The following is an 18,038-nucleotide window of genomic DNA, read 5'->3' on the forward strand; positions in this document are numbered from 1 at the left end:
GCTCAGTGAAATGAAAATAATCAAGATCGTTATACTACTTCTCTTAATCTGTAGCAGCTATTCTTATGCTGAGCAAAAGCCCTTCATGGATTATGTGCTTAGCTGGGATGGTGAATCTTCTATTTTAAAGGTTGAACTCACCTATTCTGCTTCTCAAAAAGACAGTACCGTCTTTATATTCGGAGACCCGGATTTTGGTGGACAACATGATATATTTAACGTGGTCAAAAATATTCGTGCTACCAAACCTGAAGTGCTCAGGATTGATGAAGCGAACAGGCGAATCACCACATACCATAACGGTGCAAAAAAACACAGTATCAGCTATGAAATACACAGTTCATTTAATGATGACAAACCGACTGTAACAACACAAACGGAACTGTTCAGACCTGTAATCACCAAAGGAATATTGACCTTGGTAAATTTACAGTTTGCCTTAGACGTAACTGATGAAAGTAATCCTTTGGTATCTTTCAGATGGCGTAAATATCCTGAAAATTTCACTTATTTCAATTCCGTCCATCCGTCCGAGAAAAATCCATTAGAAAAACTTTCAGCTCAATACGACGACCTTTCAGATCTCATATACTTTGTTATAGGAGATAATATTGAGGTGAAGGAATACAACGTGATGGGTGTCCCTTACTATTGCGTCACCACTAATGAAGATAAATATGGAAATGATCTTCAAGGAAATTTCATTCCTTTTTTTGAAAGCTATTTTCCGAGTATCCACAGGTTCTGGAAGGATGCCGATTTCCCGTTCTATTTTTTAGCCGTCACGGCACTACAAAACAATCAAAAAGAAATTGGAGCTGGCGGTTTTGGGATCAAGAACGGCTTTGTAATGAAGCTGGGAAAAAAATTTGACACAAGGGTAAAGTACGTTACGGCGCATGAAACTTCTCACAGCTGGATAGGAAGCAAGATGATGTTAGGTAATGACAGCTTTGATAATCAATGGTTTGGTGAAGGGTTTAACGATTATATCACCATCATTAATTTGGCAAACAGCAAAATTTACGATGAGGAGGACTTTCTATATTACCTGAATGAAGAGACTTTAAAACGACATTACGAAAGCAACGTCAAAGGTGTACACAATGACTCCATTGCTGCGAAATACTGGACGGATTATAGCAACTACGGTGTGCTTCCTTACAGACGGGGATGCATCTACGCTTTTTACCTTGATAACCAGATCAGGTTAGCGTCGAATGGAAAATTCACCATTAGGAATATGCTACTTGACCTGTATGAGTTTAGAAAGGAAAAAAAGCAGGATGAGGTGTTAACGGTTGATGATTTTATCAACATAGGTGCAACATACCTGGATAAAAAAGAGCTGGAAGAGCAGATAGCACATTATATGATAGCAGGACAGCCCATTGATTTTAATACTATAAAACTTATTCATGAATTTAGTATTGAATTCAACGATAATATACCGAAAGTAAGCTTAACTGAGAATGCCGATCTGTCAAAAATATATCAATGGTGATGACAATAGTACACAGTAATTTAACCATATAAAATTAACGATTATTTTAAACAGATTTAAAAATGAAAAACAAACTAACAGGAAACAGATATATAATGGATGTAGGCGTTTTGAAAACCGAACTCTACTTCGAAACTGATGAATCCATGGTCTTTACTGTAATAGAAGGAGGAGGTTTAACCGAAACCGGTTATGTAGAGAAGGTAGAGACTACCATTGCTGAAGTTCGTCCGCAGGTATATATGGTGGCATGGAAGGAAATATCCGGTGCTACCGTAACGCATGTGGAAGATCATGAAAATGGCATCATCTATAGCAATGCAACCTTGCCGGATGGTAGTTTTTATACCATGAAAGGAACAATTAAGCCATCATAGAATTAAAGATTGGAAGAAAATGGAATTAATAGAAGCATTACAATGGCGGTATGCCACCAAGAAATATAGTAGCAAAAGAGTATCTGAAGACATATTGGAAAGGATCATCACGGCGATCAACCTTTCCGCATCTTCATTTGGAATCCAACCCTATAAGATTTTGATAGTTGAAAACCCTGATGTAAGGAAAAAATTGAGTGCCTATTCATTTAATCCACAAATTACAGAAGCTTCCCGCTTATTGGTATTCGCCGCATTCGATTCGATCAAACCGGAGACAATTGAAAAGTACATTGAGTTGATTTCCAAGGAGCGTGAAATACCTGTGGAGAGTTTGGCAGTCTTCAAGGAAAAAGCACTGAATGGATTATTACTGAAAACTGACGAAGAAAATGTTATTTGGGCGACAAAACAGGCTTACATCGCTTTGGGTACCGGATTGATAGCCGCAGCAGCGGAAAAGGTTGACGCAACACCTATGGAAGGGTTTAACCCGGAGCATTTTGATGAGTTGTTGGGATTAAAAGAAAAGGGGTTGAAAAGTGTTGTGTTGATGGCATTGGGTTATCGTGATGAAGAAAATGATTCCAATGCCCTGCTGAAAAAAGTAAGGTGGCCAAAAGAAGATTTTGTGATAACCATTAAATAAACAGTAAGGAATTCAAAATATTTTAAAGTGAATTTGAATATGCAGTCAAACAAAATAGTCTATAATCCTATTCGCATTGGTTACAGCCTTTCACTTTCCGGTCCAGTGGCAGAGAATACAAAAGCAGTAATGCTAGCACACAGCATTTGGGAAGAAGACATCAACAGTAAAGGAGGGCTTCTTGGTCGTAAAGTAGAATTGGTCTGTTACAACGACAATGGAGATCCTTTACAAGTATACGATAGCTATAAAAAGCTTTTGGATGAGGATAAAGTAGATTTGGTTATTGGAGGTTATGGAACCAATACTATTGCAGCTTCGATGCCCATTATTATGGAGCGTAAACGTTTTTTGGTCGGACTGATGGGGTTAGGGGTTAATTTAAACCTGAAATACGCGAATTATTTTGCGATGATTCCTACAGGCCCAAAGCCTAATTCAACGCTTACGGAAGGCTTTTTTGCCCTTGCAGCTTCCCAAAGGCCTAAACCTCTCACCGTCGCCATACTTTCTGCCGATGCGGAATTTTCAAAAAATCCGGTTATTGGTGCCAAAGAAAATGCAGAAAAATATGGTTTTCAGGTTGTTTATCAGGAAACCTACCCACTGTCAACAGAAGATTTCACATCCCTGATAGACCGGGTACAAGCTACTAATGCTGATCTATTTTTCATATGTTCTTATTTGAAGGATTCTATAGGTTTGGTCCGTGCGATTCATAAAAGTGACTATCGTCCGAAGATGGTTGGAGGAGCTATGATTGGCCCCCAGAGTGCTTCCGTAAAAACGGAACTGGGTCCGCTTTTAAATGGTTTCGTCAATTATGAATATTGGATGCCGGTACCAAAGATGGACTTTCCGGGGGTTGCTGATATGTTAGCCATCTATCAGGAAAGGGCAATTGAAAATAATGTAGATGCACTGGGTTACTATATGGCGCCCTTGGCGTATGCGCAACTGCAAATACTTGAGCAGGCGGTTAAGATGACAGCTAGTCTGGATGATGAGGTTCTTGCAGCATATTGCAGGGCAAATACCTTTGAAACAGTAATGGGCAGCGTGCGTTTTGATGAAGGAGGTGAGTGGGCAGAACCACGGGTTTTGCAAGTACAATTTCAACACATCGATGACCATGAAATTGAAACTTTTAAAGATAGCCGGGTGCAAGTGGTTGTAGAGCCTCCAGCCTATGCCTCTGGATCATTACTGTACCCTTACGCTCCATAAATAAGTGATTTGATGAGGGTGTTGTAAGTACTATTAAAAATAGAGAGTCAATTTCAGCTAAATAACAAATATGAAATCTACTTTATCATTATCAATAATTTATTAATTATGCTGGATATTGTTATAGAAGCCAGAGAGGCTAAAATCTCATCAGACTTTGCAGTTAAACGTATTCTTCCCTATCAGCTTCGCAGGATGGTGGGGCCTTTTATTTTTATGGACCATGGCGGTCCATTAACTATGCCGAAAGGATCCATAAGTAGTCTGGATGTATTGCCACATCCCCATATTGGTTTATCCACAGTCAGTTACTTGTTCAGCGGAAATGTGACTCATCGGGATAGCCTGGGAATAGAGCAGGTGATAACTCCCGGTGAAGTAAACTGGATGACTGCCGGAAAGGGGATTACACATAGCGAACGGTTTGAAGATCCGGCGATGCTGGCCGGAGGGGAACTGGAAATGATTCAAACTTGGGTAGCGCTTCCTGAAAAGGATGAAGAAAGCGATCCGTCCTTCGAAAACTATAAGCCGGAAAAATTGTCTGTATTTACGGATACAGGGGTTTGGATGCGATTGATTGCAGGAGATGCCTATGGCTTGAAAAGCAATGTCAAGACACATTCGCCCATGTTTTATGTGCATGTGGTGTTGGAGCAGGGGACTCATTTTGGCTTGCCTACTGGGCACAGCGAGCGGGGAGCCTACATTGTCAGAGGGAGCGTGGAAGTAAACGGGATCACCTATGCAGCGGGAAATCTGATGGTGTTCACCAAAGGAGTTGACCCATTGATTATAGCCAAGGAAAAGACCACGTTGATGATGCTTGGTGGCGAACACCTGGGTGATCGGTATATCTGGTGGAATTTTGTGTCCAGTAGAAGAGAAAGGATTGAACAGGCCAAGGAGGATTGGAAACAGGGACGCATTGTTTTGCCACCTATGGACAGTGAAGAATATGTTCCCTTGCCTGAAGAGAAGAGCAGGCCGGCAGGAGGTCCGCCTCCCAATGCACTTTCATAAACAAGCTCTTAACCTGAATTCGACCTTAATTTATTGATCAACTTTTCCAAAGTTGATGTTTAGTTGACATTTCTTAATATCTGTCAGAGTTTATAGTTGCATTAGACTCTTAAAATTAATTGAATCTTTGGGAAAGGTTTGTTTAAAGTAAGTCAAAACATATGCCATGCGGTATAATTATCGATTAATTAATCGAACTCAGGTTCTTAGTATTAAGAGAGAAGTTTAAGATCAGTATTAAAAACAAGAGTTTTCAACAACAGTACTAAAAAGAAGAAAAAATGGAAATAGGAATAGATAGTTTTGCTTCGGCAATGTATGGCAGTAATTCGCTTAGTAACGTCGATGCAATGGAGCAGCTATTGGATCGGATCTCAATTGCCGATGAAGCCGGGCTTGATGTATTTGGCATCGGTGAGCATCATAAAAGGGAATTTCTTGATTCTGCCCCGGAAGTAATCCTTGCCGCAGCGGCGGCAAGGACCAAAAGGATTATTCTTGGCAGTGCTGTTAAAGTGTTAAGCACTGATGACCCCGTGAGAGTTTATCAAAGTTTTGCAACGCTTGATCTTATCTCAAAGGGCCGGGCAGAACTGGTTGTAGGCCGGGGATCTGCGATAGAAGCCTACCCGCTGTTCGGTTATAATCTAAAAGATTACGATGCCCTTTTTAAAGAAAAACTGGAATTACTGCTTGAGATACGTGAGAATGAATTCATTACGTGGAAAGGTAAATTCAGGCCTTCTCTTGAAAACCTACCTGTATATCCCAGAGCAATGCAGAAAAAACTGCCTGTTTGGCTGGGAGTGGGAGGTACTCCTGAATCATTTGTGCGTGCCGGATCATTGGGATTGCCCTTAATGGTAGCCGTGATAGGTGGTGAAACAGAACGGTTCCGACCTCTGGTCGATCTGTATCGCGAAGCTGGTCGAAAAGCGGGCTATTCGCCGGAACAGCTGAAAGTCGGACTTCATTCTCCCGGGTATGTGGCTGAAACGAGTGAACAGGCGATTGCAGATTATTATCCTGGGTATGCCGAGCTGTGGACCAAATTAGGGAGAGAGCGTGGATGGCCACCGGTAACCCGGACGCAATTCAATTCACTGGTCGCTCCCAAAGGAGTATTGGTAGTTGGTGGTCCGGAAGAGGTTGCTGAAAAATTGCTAAGGCACAGTAAGGCTCTTGGCGGCATTGACCGGTTTACGTTTCAAATGGATAATGCAGGATTATCTCACCGGCAATTGTTACACTCCATTGAATTGATCGGCGCGAAGGTTATCCCGCTTATTAAGCACGCTGTATAAAAGATTTGCTACCCGTGCGTACAGTCTTTCTTTTGTTAGTATTTTTTTGCTTTTCGGCGCACGGGCAGCAAGTTGTTCCTTTTCAACAAATGCGATATGACGAAGATTATTCCGTATTGGAGAAGGATACAGTAAACGACTGGTATTCTAGTTTAAAATACTTGAAGATCAATAAGGGAATATATGTCAGTTTTGGTGGCAGTTTTAGAGTCCAGTACCTGATTATGAATAATGAGGGCTGGAATCCTGCTTTGAGGGATGAGGACGGGTTTATGTTGACAAGATGGTTGCTTCACGCAGACCTGCACCTTTCAAAGAAGGTACGCATTTTTGCAGAAGTGCAAAGCGCCCTTGCAAACAGCAGGAAGATTTTCGTGCCCGTTGAAGAGAATCCATTGAAGGCTCATCAGCTGTTTATAGATTATAAGCCTTTTAACCGCATATCACTGACGCTAAGAGCTGGTAGGCAAGAACTCAGTTATGGATCACAGCGGTTGATTTCTGTTAGGGATGCTCCGAATAGCCGTCGATCTTTTGATGGGATTAAGGCTATCATAAGGCAGCAAAAGGTCAATACTGATGTGTTTTATATGCACGCCGTGGAAGATAAGATCGGGATTTTTGACGATACCTCTTCTTCAGACTTAAGACTTTGGGGTGCCTTTTCTGATATTTCAACATCGAAGGAGAACCTAAATCTTAATTTCTATTACTTGGGATTTTACAATGCCGAAGCGCTGTTTAATGATGGTGCGGGAATAGAAAAAAGGCATACCCTGGCCGCCAGGATAGTTAAATACGGTAGAAGATGGCGCTATGATTTAGAGGGAGGGTATCAATTTGGAACAATAGGAGACAGAAAAATAGCTGCATGGAGTACTGCCTTTGCCACCTCATATCGATTTAATGAAATGGCATATTCTCCTGTGATTGGTCTTAAGACTGATATAATCAGTGGAGATAAAAGTAATACAGACCGGAAGCATCAAACATTGAATCCTTTGTTTGCTCCGGGTGCCTATTTTGGCATGGCAGCACCATTAGGGCCAAGCAACCTTATTGATGTCCACCCAAGTGTGAGTCTGAAATTAGGTAATACAACGTCTTTTTCCTGTGATTATTCCTTTCTGTGGCGATACAGTATAGGTGACGGGATTTATAGACCAAATATGATCCCGTATTTCGAATTCGATGATACACCTGCCCGCTATATAGGCAGTCAGATTTCATGTGTATTTATTTTTCAACCTACTAGGCATATTTCCCTGACCACAGGTATGAGTTGGTTTAATTCTGGGAAATACCTTAAGAGCGTTACCGTAGGTAATGATATTTTATTTGGATTTATCAGTGCCCAAGTAAAATTCTAGGCAGAAGTATGAATTTCTGAAGTCACAGTCTAAAGATAAATTCTTTAGTATTACTGAAAATTCCCAGATCAACTCTTTTCCAATCAAAAAAAGCAGACATTCAAACTTTGTCTGCCTAGTAATTTACACATTGGATTTTTTATTTCCTGTGGCTATTAAAATGCACATAAAAATTTCTTAAATATCAGAAAAATGAAATATTTAAGAAAATTATTTGTCAAGAAAATGATCTAACTAATTGAAAATCAAATTAATATAAAGTTGGCACGTGATTAGTAATACTTGTTATATAGCATCATTGTAAATGCAGTTTTATTATTCCAATGAAATGAATAGTGAGTGATTTATGATCATCTGTTATTTAAGTTTAATTTCTAGTGTTGGATTTTATAGTTCGGGACAATTTGAGAATAGTAATATGGTAGGTAATAGCGATTTACTCAATTGTAATATCCTTATTTCGCTTTATGGGTAGAGAATAATATATGCTTATAATATGTGTAAAATAACTGTTTATAACCGTCAGAACATACAAAAAAAATGAAGAAAACAATTTTATTTATCGCAGTTGGATTTTTATCCGTATCAGGTTTTGCACAAAAGCCAAGCCCGGAGTTATTGAGTCCCACTAACCATGCGTTGGTGATGATAGACCACGAAGGTCAAATGGCTTTTGCAACTAATAGTATTTCAATGGATGTATTGAGGAATAATGTTGCACTAGTGGTGGGTGCATCCAAAATATTTGAAATACCTACGGTAATAACCACCGTGGCAGAAGAATCCTTTAGCGGTCCGGTGTTTCCGGAAATTTTGGAGGCATATCCGGATAAAACAACCTACATGGACCGTACTACAATGAATACATGGGAAGATGTTAACGCTCATAAAGCCATAACGGAAAAGGGAAAAAAGAAATTGGTTATGGGAGGCCTTTGGACCAGTGTATGTATCGTAGGGCCGGTTTTGTCTGCTATAAGCGAAGGGTATGATGTTTATGTGATTACTGATGCATCAGGTGATATTTCAAAAGAAGCCCACGACCAATCAATTACCCGTATGGTTCAGGCAGGTGCGAAACCAATTACTTCGTTGCAATATCTACTAGAGTTACAAAGGGATTGGGCCAGACAGGAAACCTACAAGCCTGTAAATGATCTGGTTGTGAAATATGGTGGTGCATACGGTATAGGTGTACAATATGCCAGAGAGATGCTTAAACACTAGTCCCATATGTAAAAGTAGCCTGCAGCAATGCAGGTGGCACTTTACATGGAGAACCTGTTATAAAATCGAGCCTGCCGGCAGGCAGGTGTGGCCGCTAAGAATCAAATTATAATCACATGAAATCGAGCATGACTAAAACGACACACACTGGGATGATTATCCCATATGCGAGATTCCATGTGGCCATTAAAAACAAATTATAATCACATGAAACAATTTATATCGACCTCTATTGTTTATCTGGCCATTGTTTCGTGTTCTATTAAGGGAAACAAGAATATTAAGTATGCTGACCTGATTGTTCACAATGCTAAAGTTGCTGTTATGGATACTGATAAAACATTCACTGAAGCCATCGCCATTAAGGATGGGATGGTTTTGGAGACAGGATCAAATGCAGGGATTTTCAAGTTTGTAAATGAAAACACCAAAACCATTGATGCCAAAGGAAGAACTTTAATTCCAGGGCTCAATGATTCCCACCTGCATCTGACAAGAGGTGGACGGTTTTATAACACAGAACTGCGCTGGGATGGGGTAAGAACTTTGAAAACAGCCTTACAAATGCTTAAGGAGCAGGCTGAAAGAACCCCGGAAGGTCAGTGGGTGAGGGTAATCGGAGGATGGAGCCCCTTTCAGTTTGAAGAAAAACGCTTTCCTACCTCCGAAGAAATCAATGAAGCAACCGGTGAGGTCCCTGCTTTTGTACTGTTTTTATACAGCAGAGGCTGGCTGAATGTTGCCGGTTTAGAAGCGATGGGTATAGATGAAAATTTAGAAGCACCGGAAGGAAGTAGTTTTGAAAAAGGACCGGATGGTAAATTGACCGGGGTTCTTTTGGCAGAACCAAATCCTACAATTTTATACCAAAGGATTGCTGCTTTACCTCCCTTGCCCAAGGAGGAAATGATAAACTCCACCAAACAGTTTTATCGAGAACTGAACAGCTTTGGGATTACCAGCGGTATCGATGCCGGCGGGGGAGGTCATCAATTTCCCGAAGACTATTCAGCAACCCGGCTTTTAGCTGAAGCAGGTGAGATGCCCATCCGTCTTTCCTATTATTTGTTTCCCCAAAACAAGGGAGAAGAATATGCTGAATTTCAGGAATGGATGGCCAACAATGAGGCTGGTCATAATGGGGAACTGCATTTGGACCACGGGTATGAGCTAGAAGGAGGCGGGGAGTTTTTGACTTGGAGCGCGGGCGATTTTGAAAATTTTTTGGCTCCCCAGCCCATGCTGGAAGACAGGACAACCTGGAGAGAAGATTTTAAGAGAATTATTAGGCTTCACGTGGACAAGGGTTGGCCATTTCGGATCCATGCTACTTATGGAGAAACCATAGCCAATATGTTGGATGTAATTGAAGAGGTAAATCGGGAAACCAATGGAAAACTGGCTTCCAAAAGATGGCTTTTTGACCATGCGGAAACAGTTAAGGATGAGGATTTAAGCCGGATAAAAGCCTTAAACGGTGGTATAGCAATTCAGGCTCGTCTTGCATACGCCGGTGAGTTTTTTGTCGAACGTTATGGGGTTGAAAAAGCAAAACAGGCGCCGCCGGTTCGTAAGATGATAGATATTGGACTCCCTGTAGGAGCTGGGACGGATGGTACCAGAGTGGCAAGCTACAATCCATGGCCGGCTTTATATTGGTTGATTACAGGCAAGACTGTAGGGGATTTTCAATTGGCTGAACCTTCAAACCAGTTATCAAGGGAAGAAGTATTGCGCTTATACACGCATGGAAGCGCATGGATTTCTGATGAGGAAACTGTAAAAGGAACGTTGGAAAAGGGGATGTTTGCAGACTTTGCATTATTATCCGATGATTATTTTACAATTCCCGAGAAAGAAATCAACAATATAAAATCAATACTTACTGTAGTGGGAGGGAAAGTGGTTTTTGCTTCAGATGAATATGTAGGTATGAACCCAAAGTTGCCGGAGGTAATGCCAAACTGGTCTCCGATAAATTTTTACGGAGGTTATCAAAACAAATAAATTAATTATTATTTAAATAAAAATGTAATGAGCATGACAGCAAAAACTAAGTGGATTATTGACACAGCACATTCTGAAATCGGCTTCAAGGTAAAACACATGATGATTTCTACCGTGACCGGTCATTTTGAAAATTTTCATGCAACAGCTGAAAGTAGTAATGATGATTTCATTGATGCGGATTTTGACTTTTCTGCCCAAACGGCATCTATCAACACAAAAAACGGGGATAGGGACGCACACTTAAAATCAGATGATTTTTTCAATGCAGAAAAGTATCCTGAATTAGTATTTAAGTCAACATCCTTTGATGGAGAAATCTTAGTGGGGAATTTAACTATCAGGGATATTACTAAGGAAATTAAATTGGATGTTGATTTCAATGGTATAGCTGTAGATCCTTATGGCCAAACAAAAGCAGGTTTTGAAGCTACCGGAACTCTTAACAGAAAGGATTTTAATCTTACTTGGAGTGCTGTGACCGAATCTGGAAATATTGTAGTAAGTGATACTGTGAAATTAATTATAAATGTTCAATTTATTAAGAAAGTTTAAATTGTCATATATAAAATAAGTATCCTTCAATGGGCTCTTATTTTGTAAATACTACACGAGTCTTAAGTTGTGAAATTAATAGTATGTGTCCTGATTTTCATTACGTTTGAATTTACTGCCTACGGTCAGGAATTTAGTTTGTTACGTCAAAATGATGATTTGGAGATGTTGGATATACTCGGGAATAATACTATGTATCAAAATATAAAAGCAATAAATCTGTTTCAAAAAACGACACTTTCGGTTGGAGGAAGCTGGCGATTTCAGGCTGAATCATTTATAAATGGTGAATTTGACAGCAATATAAGTCAGGATAATAGCTGGTACTTAAATAGATTTCTGCTACATACTCACTTAAAAGTAGGTAAGAGTTTTGAACTGTTTGCAGAACTTGGTAGCAGTTTGGTAACGGACAAAGAAGATATTGGCCCTGTAGATAAAGACGAGCTTTATGTAAACCAGTTGTTTGCCAAATATCAATTCACTCCAAAGTGGGATGTTAGCGGGGGGAGATATAACATGCGGTTAGGTTCCGGAAGATTAGTAGATATACGGGAAGGCCCCAATGTCAGAAGAGCATTTGATCTTGTCGAGTTTAATTATCAAACCAACAATTTTAAGGCAAAAACATTTTACTCCATTCCTGTACAACCGGTTTCTGGCGTATTTAATAATGGTTACTTGAATTTTGAGGAAACCTTTTCAGGTGTTTACACGACGACCGGCTTTTCCGGCACAACGAATTTGGATGCTTATGTTTTATATCAAAAAGAAAATGATGCAATCTATGCCAGTGGTAAGGAAAACGAGCGGAGGGCATCTGTGGGAATCAGACACTTTGGTAAATATAAAAAGCTAGCATACAATAATGAAGTAGTTTATCAATTTGGGAAGTTTGGAGATCAGACAATTTCGGCTTGGACACTTTCCATTAATGTTGAAAGAGAAGTAAATCTAGTTGGGGAAAGAGTCAATTTGGGTTTGAAAACAGAGGTTATAAGTGGGGATAAAGATCCTGCTGACAACAAAATGAACACCTTTGATGCCCTGTATCCCAGAGGGGCTTATTTTGGCAGGGTTGCACGGTTCGGGCCATCCAACTTGATAGATGTTCATCCTTATATCAATACATATTTTAATAAGTGGGAAGTATCATTTGATTATGCTGCTTTTTGGCGGTATTCTTTATTGGATGGAGTATATGGAGCCGCATTGACTTTGGATTATCCGGCTATTGGCAACGGAAGATTTATAGCACATCAATTAGGAACAATAGTCAATTACCGGCTCAACAAGTTTGTTTTCTTTGAACTGGAATCTAATGTGATTTTTCCAGGGGAATTTCTTGCAAACAGTAATAGAGAAGATACATTATATCATTTTGTGTTTACTTCAGAAATAAAATTTTAAAACTAATAAACTATGGAAATACTAGTAAAAGAAGAAGGTGCCAAAGGCTCTGCAACTGCACAGGAGAATGGCAAAAGTATAGGGACAATGACCTATTCCATAGCAGGAAAGGAATTGATCATTATAGATTCTACCTATGTGGAGCCTGAATATAATGGCAAAGGTGTAGGAAAGCAAATACTATACAAAATCGTAGAAATGGCCAGAGAGAAAAATATTAAGATTATTCCCTTGTGTCCTTTTGCCACAGCTATGTTCCGAAAGTCGGATGATATTAGGGATGTCTTAAAATAATTGTTTGATTATCCGCAATAATGCCAGTAGCCATATTTTCTTTGTTTTGCTGGCTACAAGACCCGCTACAGCGGGCCGGCCGAAGTGGCGTTGTGCATTCCGAACCCTCTAATGCTCAAGTCTCTTTACTGGCAGAAAAGGGATATATATGAGCAATAAATCACTGAATTATGGAAACTATCAAAGAATATCAAAAAGATGATTTAACAATAATATGGAAACCCAAAAAGTGTATCCACTCCGGTGTGTGCGTAAAAACATTGCCTAAGGTTTATGACCCTAAGACATCACCATGGATTAAGCCTGAAAATGCTTCGTTAGAAGCGTTAAAGAGTCAAATAAATGCTTGTCCATCAAAAGCATTAAGTTACCGGGAATTATAAAGCAAGCCTTATGCAACACCATATTCTTATAAACATATGTGCCATTTTTGGCATCGCTACAGCTGTTATCATTATTTGCAGGGTTCTTAAAATAAGATACATTATTGGCTATCTTATTACCGGGGTTTTGCTTAGTCCAAATACCTCAGGCTATTTTGCAGACATGGAAGAGGTAGAAGTATATGCGGAAATTGGGATTATACTTCTCTTATTTACTATTGGGCTTGAATTCTCGTTTACTAACCTCAGAAAGATTCAAAAATATGTTTTAGGCGGTGGTAGTGCACAAGTATTTTTTACTATAATTATAACTTCAGTGCTTATTTGGCTTGTGATGCGGCCCAGCTGGGAAGAAAGTGTGTTTTGGGGATTTTTATATGCGTTGAGTAGTACTGCTATTGTGATAAAAACATTGCAAGATTCCAATAAAATAGCTACACCTCACGGTAAATTTATCCTTGCAGTTTTACTATTTCAGGATATTATGATTGTTCCACTCATGTTATTCACACCCATTATCGCCGGTGAAGGGGGGGATTTATGGGAGGCACTAGCTTGGCTATTGGGTAAATTAATGTTAATGGGTGGTATTGCTTACCTACTAACTCGTTTTATAATTCCTTATTTCTTAAAAACCGTAATGAAAGTACAAAGCCAAGAGGTGTTTTTAATTGCCACGGTTTTTATAGTAACCAGTATTGCATTACTTACTGAACAGTTGGGGTTGTCCCTTGCTTTAGGTGCTTTTATCGCAGGGCTGATTATTGCTGAAACGGACTATAACCATATGGCCATTACCTGTTTTTTACCTTTTCGGTATGTGTTTATGAGTTTCTTTTTCATCTCTATGGGCATGCTGCTTAATTATGAAGTATTTATGACTGATTTTGGCTGGATTGTGTTTTGGATACTATTTGCATTTGTTGTAAAAGCGGCTGCAGGTATCCTTGCCGTAAAAGTTTTGGGACTTCAGTGGCAGACAGCTTTTGCTGTCGGGTTCTCTATCGCACAAATAGGTGAGTTTTCTTTTGTACTTGCGCAAAGCGGATTAAAATATGAATTGATAAGTGCAAACAACTATCAAATATTTTTGGCGGTATCTATCATACTAATGTCTCTTACACCATTTATCGTGACGAATGCTGAACGAATATATCCAATGTTTAAAAAAATAAATACTAGAAATGGATAAGCCAAAATTAGAACTATACGGCACCGATTGGTGTCCCAAGTCAGCTGTGCTACGCAATTATATGCAAAGTAAATGGATAGAATTTGATGATTTTAATGTGGAAACTGATACTGAGGCAAATACTAGGATCCGTACACTTTATGATGGGAAATTAAAATTCCCTACAGTTATGGTTGACAAAGATTTTATTAAAAATCCAACAATATCACAACTTAATGAATTTTTACTGAAGCACAATATCGATCTATGATGACGGTGATTTTGATAAACAATAATTCAATCTTTACTACTAATAAAACTATATATAATGACTGATCCTAGATTTCCTGTTTTGACACAAAAACAAATCAGCACCCTAAAGGAATTTGGTACTATAATAACCTTTGATAAGGAAACTGTGCTTTTTCAGGTGGGTGACAGCGACTATGATTTTTATGTCGTTTTGGATGGTGAGATAAATATGAGGGACCCACATGATGATAATCGTGTTTTGGCTACACATATGATCAATGAGTTTACCGGCGACAGCAGTATGTTGTCAAATAGGAGCATACCGTTTAGTGCTTATGCGTCCCAAGGAGCAAGCGTGCTGCGCATAAAGCCTGAGGTCCTGAAAGGAATTATTTCCAAACACAGCGGTATAAGTGATGTGCTTTTAAGTGCATTTCTTCTAAGGCAAGAGGTTATGCTAAAAGAGCTAAGTGGGGGAGTAAAAGTGATTGGTACCGAAAAATCCAAAGAGACCTATGGTCTCCGTGACTTTATGGATAAAAACCACATCTGGCACTCCTTTCTCAACATTGATGAATCAATTGCAGCCAAGGAATTGCTTGTAAGCTTTAACCTTAATTATGCGGATCTGCCAATTCTTATCAGTATGTCAGGTGAAATTTATAAAAATCCCACTATTGCTGAACTGGCGAGATTAACAGGGGTATTAATGGAGTTTGAGGATACGATCTATGATGTCTTGGTAGTCGGTGCGGGACCTTCCGGGTTGGCGGCAAGTGTGTATGCCGCTTCGGAGGGGCTAAGCGTAGTGACCATTGATGGCAATGCCCCCGGTGGACAAGCAGGGAAAAGCACAAAAATTGAAAACTACTTAGGCTTTCCAACGGGTATATCGGGACATGACCTTGCCAACAAGGCCTACCTCCAAGCGCAGAAATTTGGGTGTACGATTTCCATTCCGCATAAAGCAGAAAAAGTAGAATATAATGGCGAGTACTTTACATTATGCGCGTCAAATGAAAAACATATCAAGGCAAAATCACTCATCGCTGCCACCGGGGCAAACTACAGGCGTCTGCCTGTAGAGGGTATTGAACGGTTCGAAGGCAGTGGTGTCTTTTATTCCGCTACCGGAATGAATGCCTCTGCCTGCAAAAATGAATTGGTGGGTGTGGTAGGAGGTGGAAATTCCGCAGGTCAGGCTGCATTGTTTTTGGCTGACCACGCCGCCGAGGTGCATGTGATTATCCGAGGGGATGATCTAGGGGATAAAATGAGCGATTACTTGGTCCAGAGAATTTATTCCTCGCCCAATATTATTGTGCATAAAAACAGCAATGTGGTCCAACTGAACGGCGCGCATCACTTACAGTATTTGGTACTGGATACCAATGGGAAAACTCAAATCATAGGGATAACCAACTTATTCACTTTCATAGGTGCAAAACCCTGTACAGAATGGTTGCATGGAATTGTATCGATGGATGATAGGGGATTCATTCATACGGGCGTAGATGTCATGGAAGCGGCAATGACCACATGTTCCATCTTTGAACAAAGAAAACCACAATCCCTGGAGGGGAGCATACCGGGTTTTTTCGCTGTAGGTGATGTAAGGAAAGGTTCTGTAAAACGCGTCGCGTCCGCCGTCGGTGAAGGTTCCATGGCCATTAGTCAGGTTCATCAATACTTGGCTGAGCTAAAAATGAGCAGGTTAGAACAATAGGGATGGAGGAAGCAGAAAAATATTGTGAGCATTTGAATGGCGGGAAATTCAAAACCACCAAGATCAAAGTGTGTGAAGAATGTGTAAAGATTGGAGGCAAATGGATTCATCTGCGACTCTGCCAAACTTGCGGAACAGTACTATGTTGCAATTCATCCCAAAATCAGCACGCTCAAAAACATTTTGAGACGACCGGCCACCCGGTAGTTACTTCAATTCTTCCCAAGCCTTGGTCAAAATTTGCTTGGTGTTATAAAGATAAGCTCAAAAGACCTTTAAACTAACCCCATGTATTTATTCAATTTCAACCACATTAATCAACGTATTATGAAACACATCAAATCATCAATAGCAGCCTTTATTTTCATTTTACTCAACTTAAATACAAGTATTATGGCACAATCAATTCCTGGGGAAAAGGATCCGAACATTTCAAAAGATACACGTGCTTTTTTAAAGGCATTGAACAGTGGAGATGGGCCGCCTTTGGAAAAATTATCCCCAAAAGATGCCCGTCAAGTTCTTGTGGGAGCACAAAATTCAGTGTCCTATGACTATAGTGACATTGAAGAATCGGAAAGAACCATAACACAAGATGGTCAAACGGTAACCATTCATATCGTGAAGCCGAAAGGTGCCAAGGATAATCTGCCTGTGTTTATGTTCTTCCACGGTGGCGGATGGGTACTGGGGGATTATCCCACACACAGGCGCTTGGTGAGGGATCTGGTAGTGAAAAGCGGTGCAGTTGCGGTCTTTCCGGATTATACCCCGACTCCCGATGCCCAATTCCCTGTGGCTATTAACCAAGGGTATGCTGCTACCAAATGGGTTTCCGAAAACGGAAGCACTATCGGAGTAGACGGTACCCGATTGGCAGTTGCAGGAAACAGTGTGGGCGGTAATATGTCCACAGTCGTATCCATGATGGCCAAAGATAAAAATGGTCCCAAAATAGCTTTCCAGCTTTTGCTATGGCCGCTTGTGGATTCGGATTTTAGCCGGCTGTCTTATAAAAAATTTGAACAGGGTAGATTTTTAACTACTCCGATAATGAAATGGATGTGGGATATGTATATACCTAATCCTGAAGATCGGAAGCAAAAGTATGTTTCTCCTATTAATGCATCCCTGGAGGAATTACAAGGATTGCCACCCGCACTAATTCAGGTTGCTGAAAATGACATCTTATTTGACGAAGGGGTTGACTACGGCCGTAAACTGGATGAAGCCGGTGTACCAACTACTGTTACTGTGTATAAAGGAATGATACATGATTATGGTATGTTGAATCCATTATCACATATTCCGGGTGTACAGGAGGCATTGACCCAGGCTTCTGCAGTATTGCGGGAAGCATTGTTCATTGAGTAAAATTTGGTCATAAGCAGTGTCAGCTTACGCTGGCATTGCTACCAAAAATCAAAAATGGAATGAGGTTAAGATGTCACCGATATAGGGTATAGGGCCTGTTCACTTTCTACGTGATTTCCCATGCAATTTATCTTGATGATCCCGCTTAAAATGGCACTGAACTATCCGTAGACAGGCCCACGTAG

The 18,038-nt window shown here is 40.1% G+C and carries 18 protein-coding genes; all 18 read left to right on the forward strand.

The features are described from left to right. The first annotated feature begins 10 nt into the window (after nt 1–10). The 18 genes from ID165_RS01135 to ID165_RS01220 all read left to right on the forward strand — a co-directional run bounded on the left by ID165_RS01135 (nt 11) and on the right by ID165_RS01220 (nt 17,853). On the forward strand, nt 11–1,504 hold the full coding sequence (locus ID165_RS01135) for a hypothetical protein (protein ID WP_192348574.1): 1,494 nt from the start codon (nt 11–13) through the stop codon (nt 1,502–1,504). Between the two features lie 62 nt (nt 1,505–1,566). Next, nucleotides 1,567–1,881 carry a hypothetical protein gene (locus ID165_RS01140; protein ID WP_192348575.1) on the forward strand — a complete coding sequence of 105 codons (315 nt, stop codon included), beginning with the start codon at nt 1,567–1,569 and terminating at the stop codon, nt 1,879–1,881. 19 nt (nt 1,882–1,900) lie between these two features. After that, the gene (locus tag ID165_RS01145) at nt 1,901–2,530 is read left to right on the forward strand and encodes an NAD(P)H-dependent oxidoreductase (protein WP_192348576.1); all 630 of its coding nucleotides are present in this window, start codon (nt 1,901–1,903) and stop codon (nt 2,528–2,530) included. A 39-nt stretch (nt 2,531–2,569) separates the two neighbouring features. Further along, nucleotides 2,570–3,757, forward strand: a complete 1,188-nt coding sequence (locus ID165_RS01150) for an amino acid ABC transporter substrate-binding protein (protein WP_192348577.1) — start codon at nt 2,570–2,572, stop codon at nt 3,755–3,757. A gap of 108 nt (nt 3,758–3,865) precedes the next feature. Further along, entirely contained in the window at nt 3,866–4,780 is a 915-nt protein-coding gene (locus tag ID165_RS01155; protein ID WP_192348578.1) for a pirin family protein, read from the forward strand. Nucleotides 4,781–5,061: 281 nt separating this feature from the next. Beyond that, nucleotides 5,062–6,084 (forward strand): Atu2307/SP_0267 family LLM class monooxygenase, encoded by a 1,023-nt coding sequence (locus ID165_RS01160; protein WP_192348579.1) that lies wholly within the window; start codon nt 5,062–5,064, stop codon nt 6,082–6,084. An 89-nt stretch (nt 6,085–6,173) separates the two neighbouring features. Continuing rightward, complete coding sequence (locus tag ID165_RS01165) at nt 6,174–7,454, forward strand: alginate export family protein (RefSeq protein WP_192348580.1); 1,281 nt, start codon at nt 6,174–6,176, stop codon at nt 7,452–7,454. 540 nt (nt 7,455–7,994) lie between these two features. Beyond that, nucleotides 7,995–8,681: a hydrolase gene (locus tag ID165_RS01170; protein WP_192348581.1), complete on the forward strand. Its 687-nt coding sequence runs from the start codon at nt 7,995–7,997 to the stop codon at nt 8,679–8,681. Between the two features lie 207 nt (nt 8,682–8,888). After that, nucleotides 8,889–10,688, forward strand: a complete 1,800-nt coding sequence (locus ID165_RS01175; protein ID WP_192348582.1) for an amidohydrolase — start codon at nt 8,889–8,891, stop codon at nt 10,686–10,688. Between the two features lie 33 nt (nt 10,689–10,721). After that, nucleotides 10,722–11,243 carry a YceI family protein gene (locus ID165_RS01180; protein WP_192348583.1) on the forward strand — a complete coding sequence of 174 codons (522 nt, stop codon included), beginning with the start codon at nt 10,722–10,724 and terminating at the stop codon, nt 11,241–11,243. A gap of 69 nt (nt 11,244–11,312) precedes the next feature. Then, nucleotides 11,313–12,653 carry an alginate export family protein gene (locus ID165_RS01185; protein ID WP_192348584.1) on the forward strand — a complete coding sequence of 447 codons (1,341 nt, stop codon included), beginning with the start codon at nt 11,313–11,315 and terminating at the stop codon, nt 12,651–12,653. A 12-nt stretch (nt 12,654–12,665) separates the two neighbouring features. After that, a complete protein-coding gene (locus ID165_RS01190; RefSeq protein WP_192348585.1) occupies nt 12,666–12,947 on the forward strand; it encodes a GNAT family N-acetyltransferase in 282 nt (93 codons plus the stop codon). 170 nt (nt 12,948–13,117) lie between these two features. After that, the gene (locus ID165_RS01195) at nt 13,118–13,330 is read left to right on the forward strand and encodes a (4Fe-4S)-binding protein (RefSeq protein ID WP_192348586.1); all 213 of its coding nucleotides are present in this window, start codon (nt 13,118–13,120) and stop codon (nt 13,328–13,330) included. A gap of 10 nt (nt 13,331–13,340) precedes the next feature. After that, nucleotides 13,341–14,522 carry a cation:proton antiporter gene (locus tag ID165_RS01200; RefSeq protein WP_192348587.1) on the forward strand — a complete coding sequence of 394 codons (1,182 nt, stop codon included), beginning with the start codon at nt 13,341–13,343 and terminating at the stop codon, nt 14,520–14,522. After that, nucleotides 14,515–14,772 (forward strand): glutaredoxin domain-containing protein, encoded by a 258-nt coding sequence (locus ID165_RS01205; protein ID WP_192348588.1) that lies wholly within the window; start codon nt 14,515–14,517, stop codon nt 14,770–14,772. The genes ID165_RS01200 and ID165_RS01205 overlap by 8 nt, the downstream gene beginning before the upstream one ends. 57 nt (nt 14,773–14,829) lie before the next feature. Further along, the gene (locus tag ID165_RS01210) at nt 14,830–16,479 is read left to right on the forward strand and encodes an FAD-dependent oxidoreductase (protein ID WP_192348589.1); all 1,650 of its coding nucleotides are present in this window, start codon (nt 14,830–14,832) and stop codon (nt 16,477–16,479) included. Nucleotides 16,480–16,481: 2 nt separating this feature from the next. Continuing rightward, nucleotides 16,482–16,763, forward strand: coding sequence for a UBP-type zinc finger domain-containing protein (locus tag ID165_RS01215; RefSeq protein WP_192348590.1), 282 nt, complete (start codon nt 16,482–16,484; stop codon nt 16,761–16,763). 109 nt (nt 16,764–16,872) lie between these two features. After that, nucleotides 16,873–17,853, forward strand: a complete 981-nt coding sequence (locus ID165_RS01220) for an alpha/beta hydrolase (RefSeq protein ID WP_192348591.1) — start codon at nt 16,873–16,875, stop codon at nt 17,851–17,853. The last annotated feature ends 185 nt before the right edge of the window (nt 17,854–18,038 follow it).

The sequence above is a fragment of the Algoriphagus sp. Y33 genome, assembly GCF_014838715.1.
GTDB lineage: Bacteria > Bacteroidota > Bacteroidia > Cytophagales > Cyclobacteriaceae > Algoriphagus.

Excerpts from the sequence above, each read along its gene's own strand:
- ID165_RS01220 (WP_192348591.1), top strand. The coding sequence starts at position 16,873 with ATGGCACAATCAATTCCTGGGGAAAAGGATCCGAACATTTCAAAAGAT.
- ID165_RS01180 (WP_192348583.1), top strand. The coding sequence starts at position 10,722 with ATGACAGCAAAAACTAAGTGGATTATTGACACAGCACATTCTGAAATC.
- ID165_RS01160 (WP_192348579.1), top strand. The coding sequence starts at position 5,062 with ATGGAAATAGGAATAGATAGTTTTGCTTCGGCAATGTATGGCAGTAAT.
- ID165_RS01190 (WP_192348585.1), top strand. The coding sequence starts at position 12,666 with ATGGAAATACTAGTAAAAGAAGAAGGTGCCAAAGGCTCTGCAACTGCA.
- ID165_RS01210 (WP_192348589.1), top strand. The coding sequence starts at position 14,830 with ATGACTGATCCTAGATTTCCTGTTTTGACACAAAAACAAATCAGCACC.
- ID165_RS01150 (WP_192348577.1), top strand. The coding sequence starts at position 2,570 with ATGCAGTCAAACAAAATAGTCTATAATCCTATTCGCATTGGTTACAGC.
- ID165_RS01155 (WP_192348578.1), top strand. The coding sequence starts at position 3,866 with ATGCTGGATATTGTTATAGAAGCCAGAGAGGCTAAAATCTCATCAGAC.
- ID165_RS01200 (WP_192348587.1), top strand. The coding sequence starts at position 13,341 with ATGCAACACCATATTCTTATAAACATATGTGCCATTTTTGGCATCGCT.
- ID165_RS01215 (WP_192348590.1), top strand. The coding sequence starts at position 16,482 with ATGGAGGAAGCAGAAAAATATTGTGAGCATTTGAATGGCGGGAAATTC.
- ID165_RS01195 (WP_192348586.1), top strand. The coding sequence starts at position 13,118 with ATGGAAACTATCAAAGAATATCAAAAAGATGATTTAACAATAATATGG.
- ID165_RS01135 (WP_192348574.1), top strand. The coding sequence starts at position 11 with ATGAAAATAATCAAGATCGTTATACTACTTCTCTTAATCTGTAGCAGC.
- ID165_RS01145 (WP_192348576.1), top strand. The coding sequence starts at position 1,901 with ATGGAATTAATAGAAGCATTACAATGGCGGTATGCCACCAAGAAATAT.
- ID165_RS01175 (WP_192348582.1), top strand. The coding sequence starts at position 8,889 with ATGAAACAATTTATATCGACCTCTATTGTTTATCTGGCCATTGTTTCG.
- ID165_RS01165 (WP_192348580.1), top strand. The coding sequence starts at position 6,174 with ATGCGATATGACGAAGATTATTCCGTATTGGAGAAGGATACAGTAAAC.
- ID165_RS01205 (WP_192348588.1), top strand. The coding sequence starts at position 14,515 with ATGGATAAGCCAAAATTAGAACTATACGGCACCGATTGGTGTCCCAAG.
- ID165_RS01140 (WP_192348575.1), top strand. The coding sequence starts at position 1,567 with ATGAAAAACAAACTAACAGGAAACAGATATATAATGGATGTAGGCGTT.
- ID165_RS01170 (WP_192348581.1), top strand. The coding sequence starts at position 7,995 with ATGAAGAAAACAATTTTATTTATCGCAGTTGGATTTTTATCCGTATCA.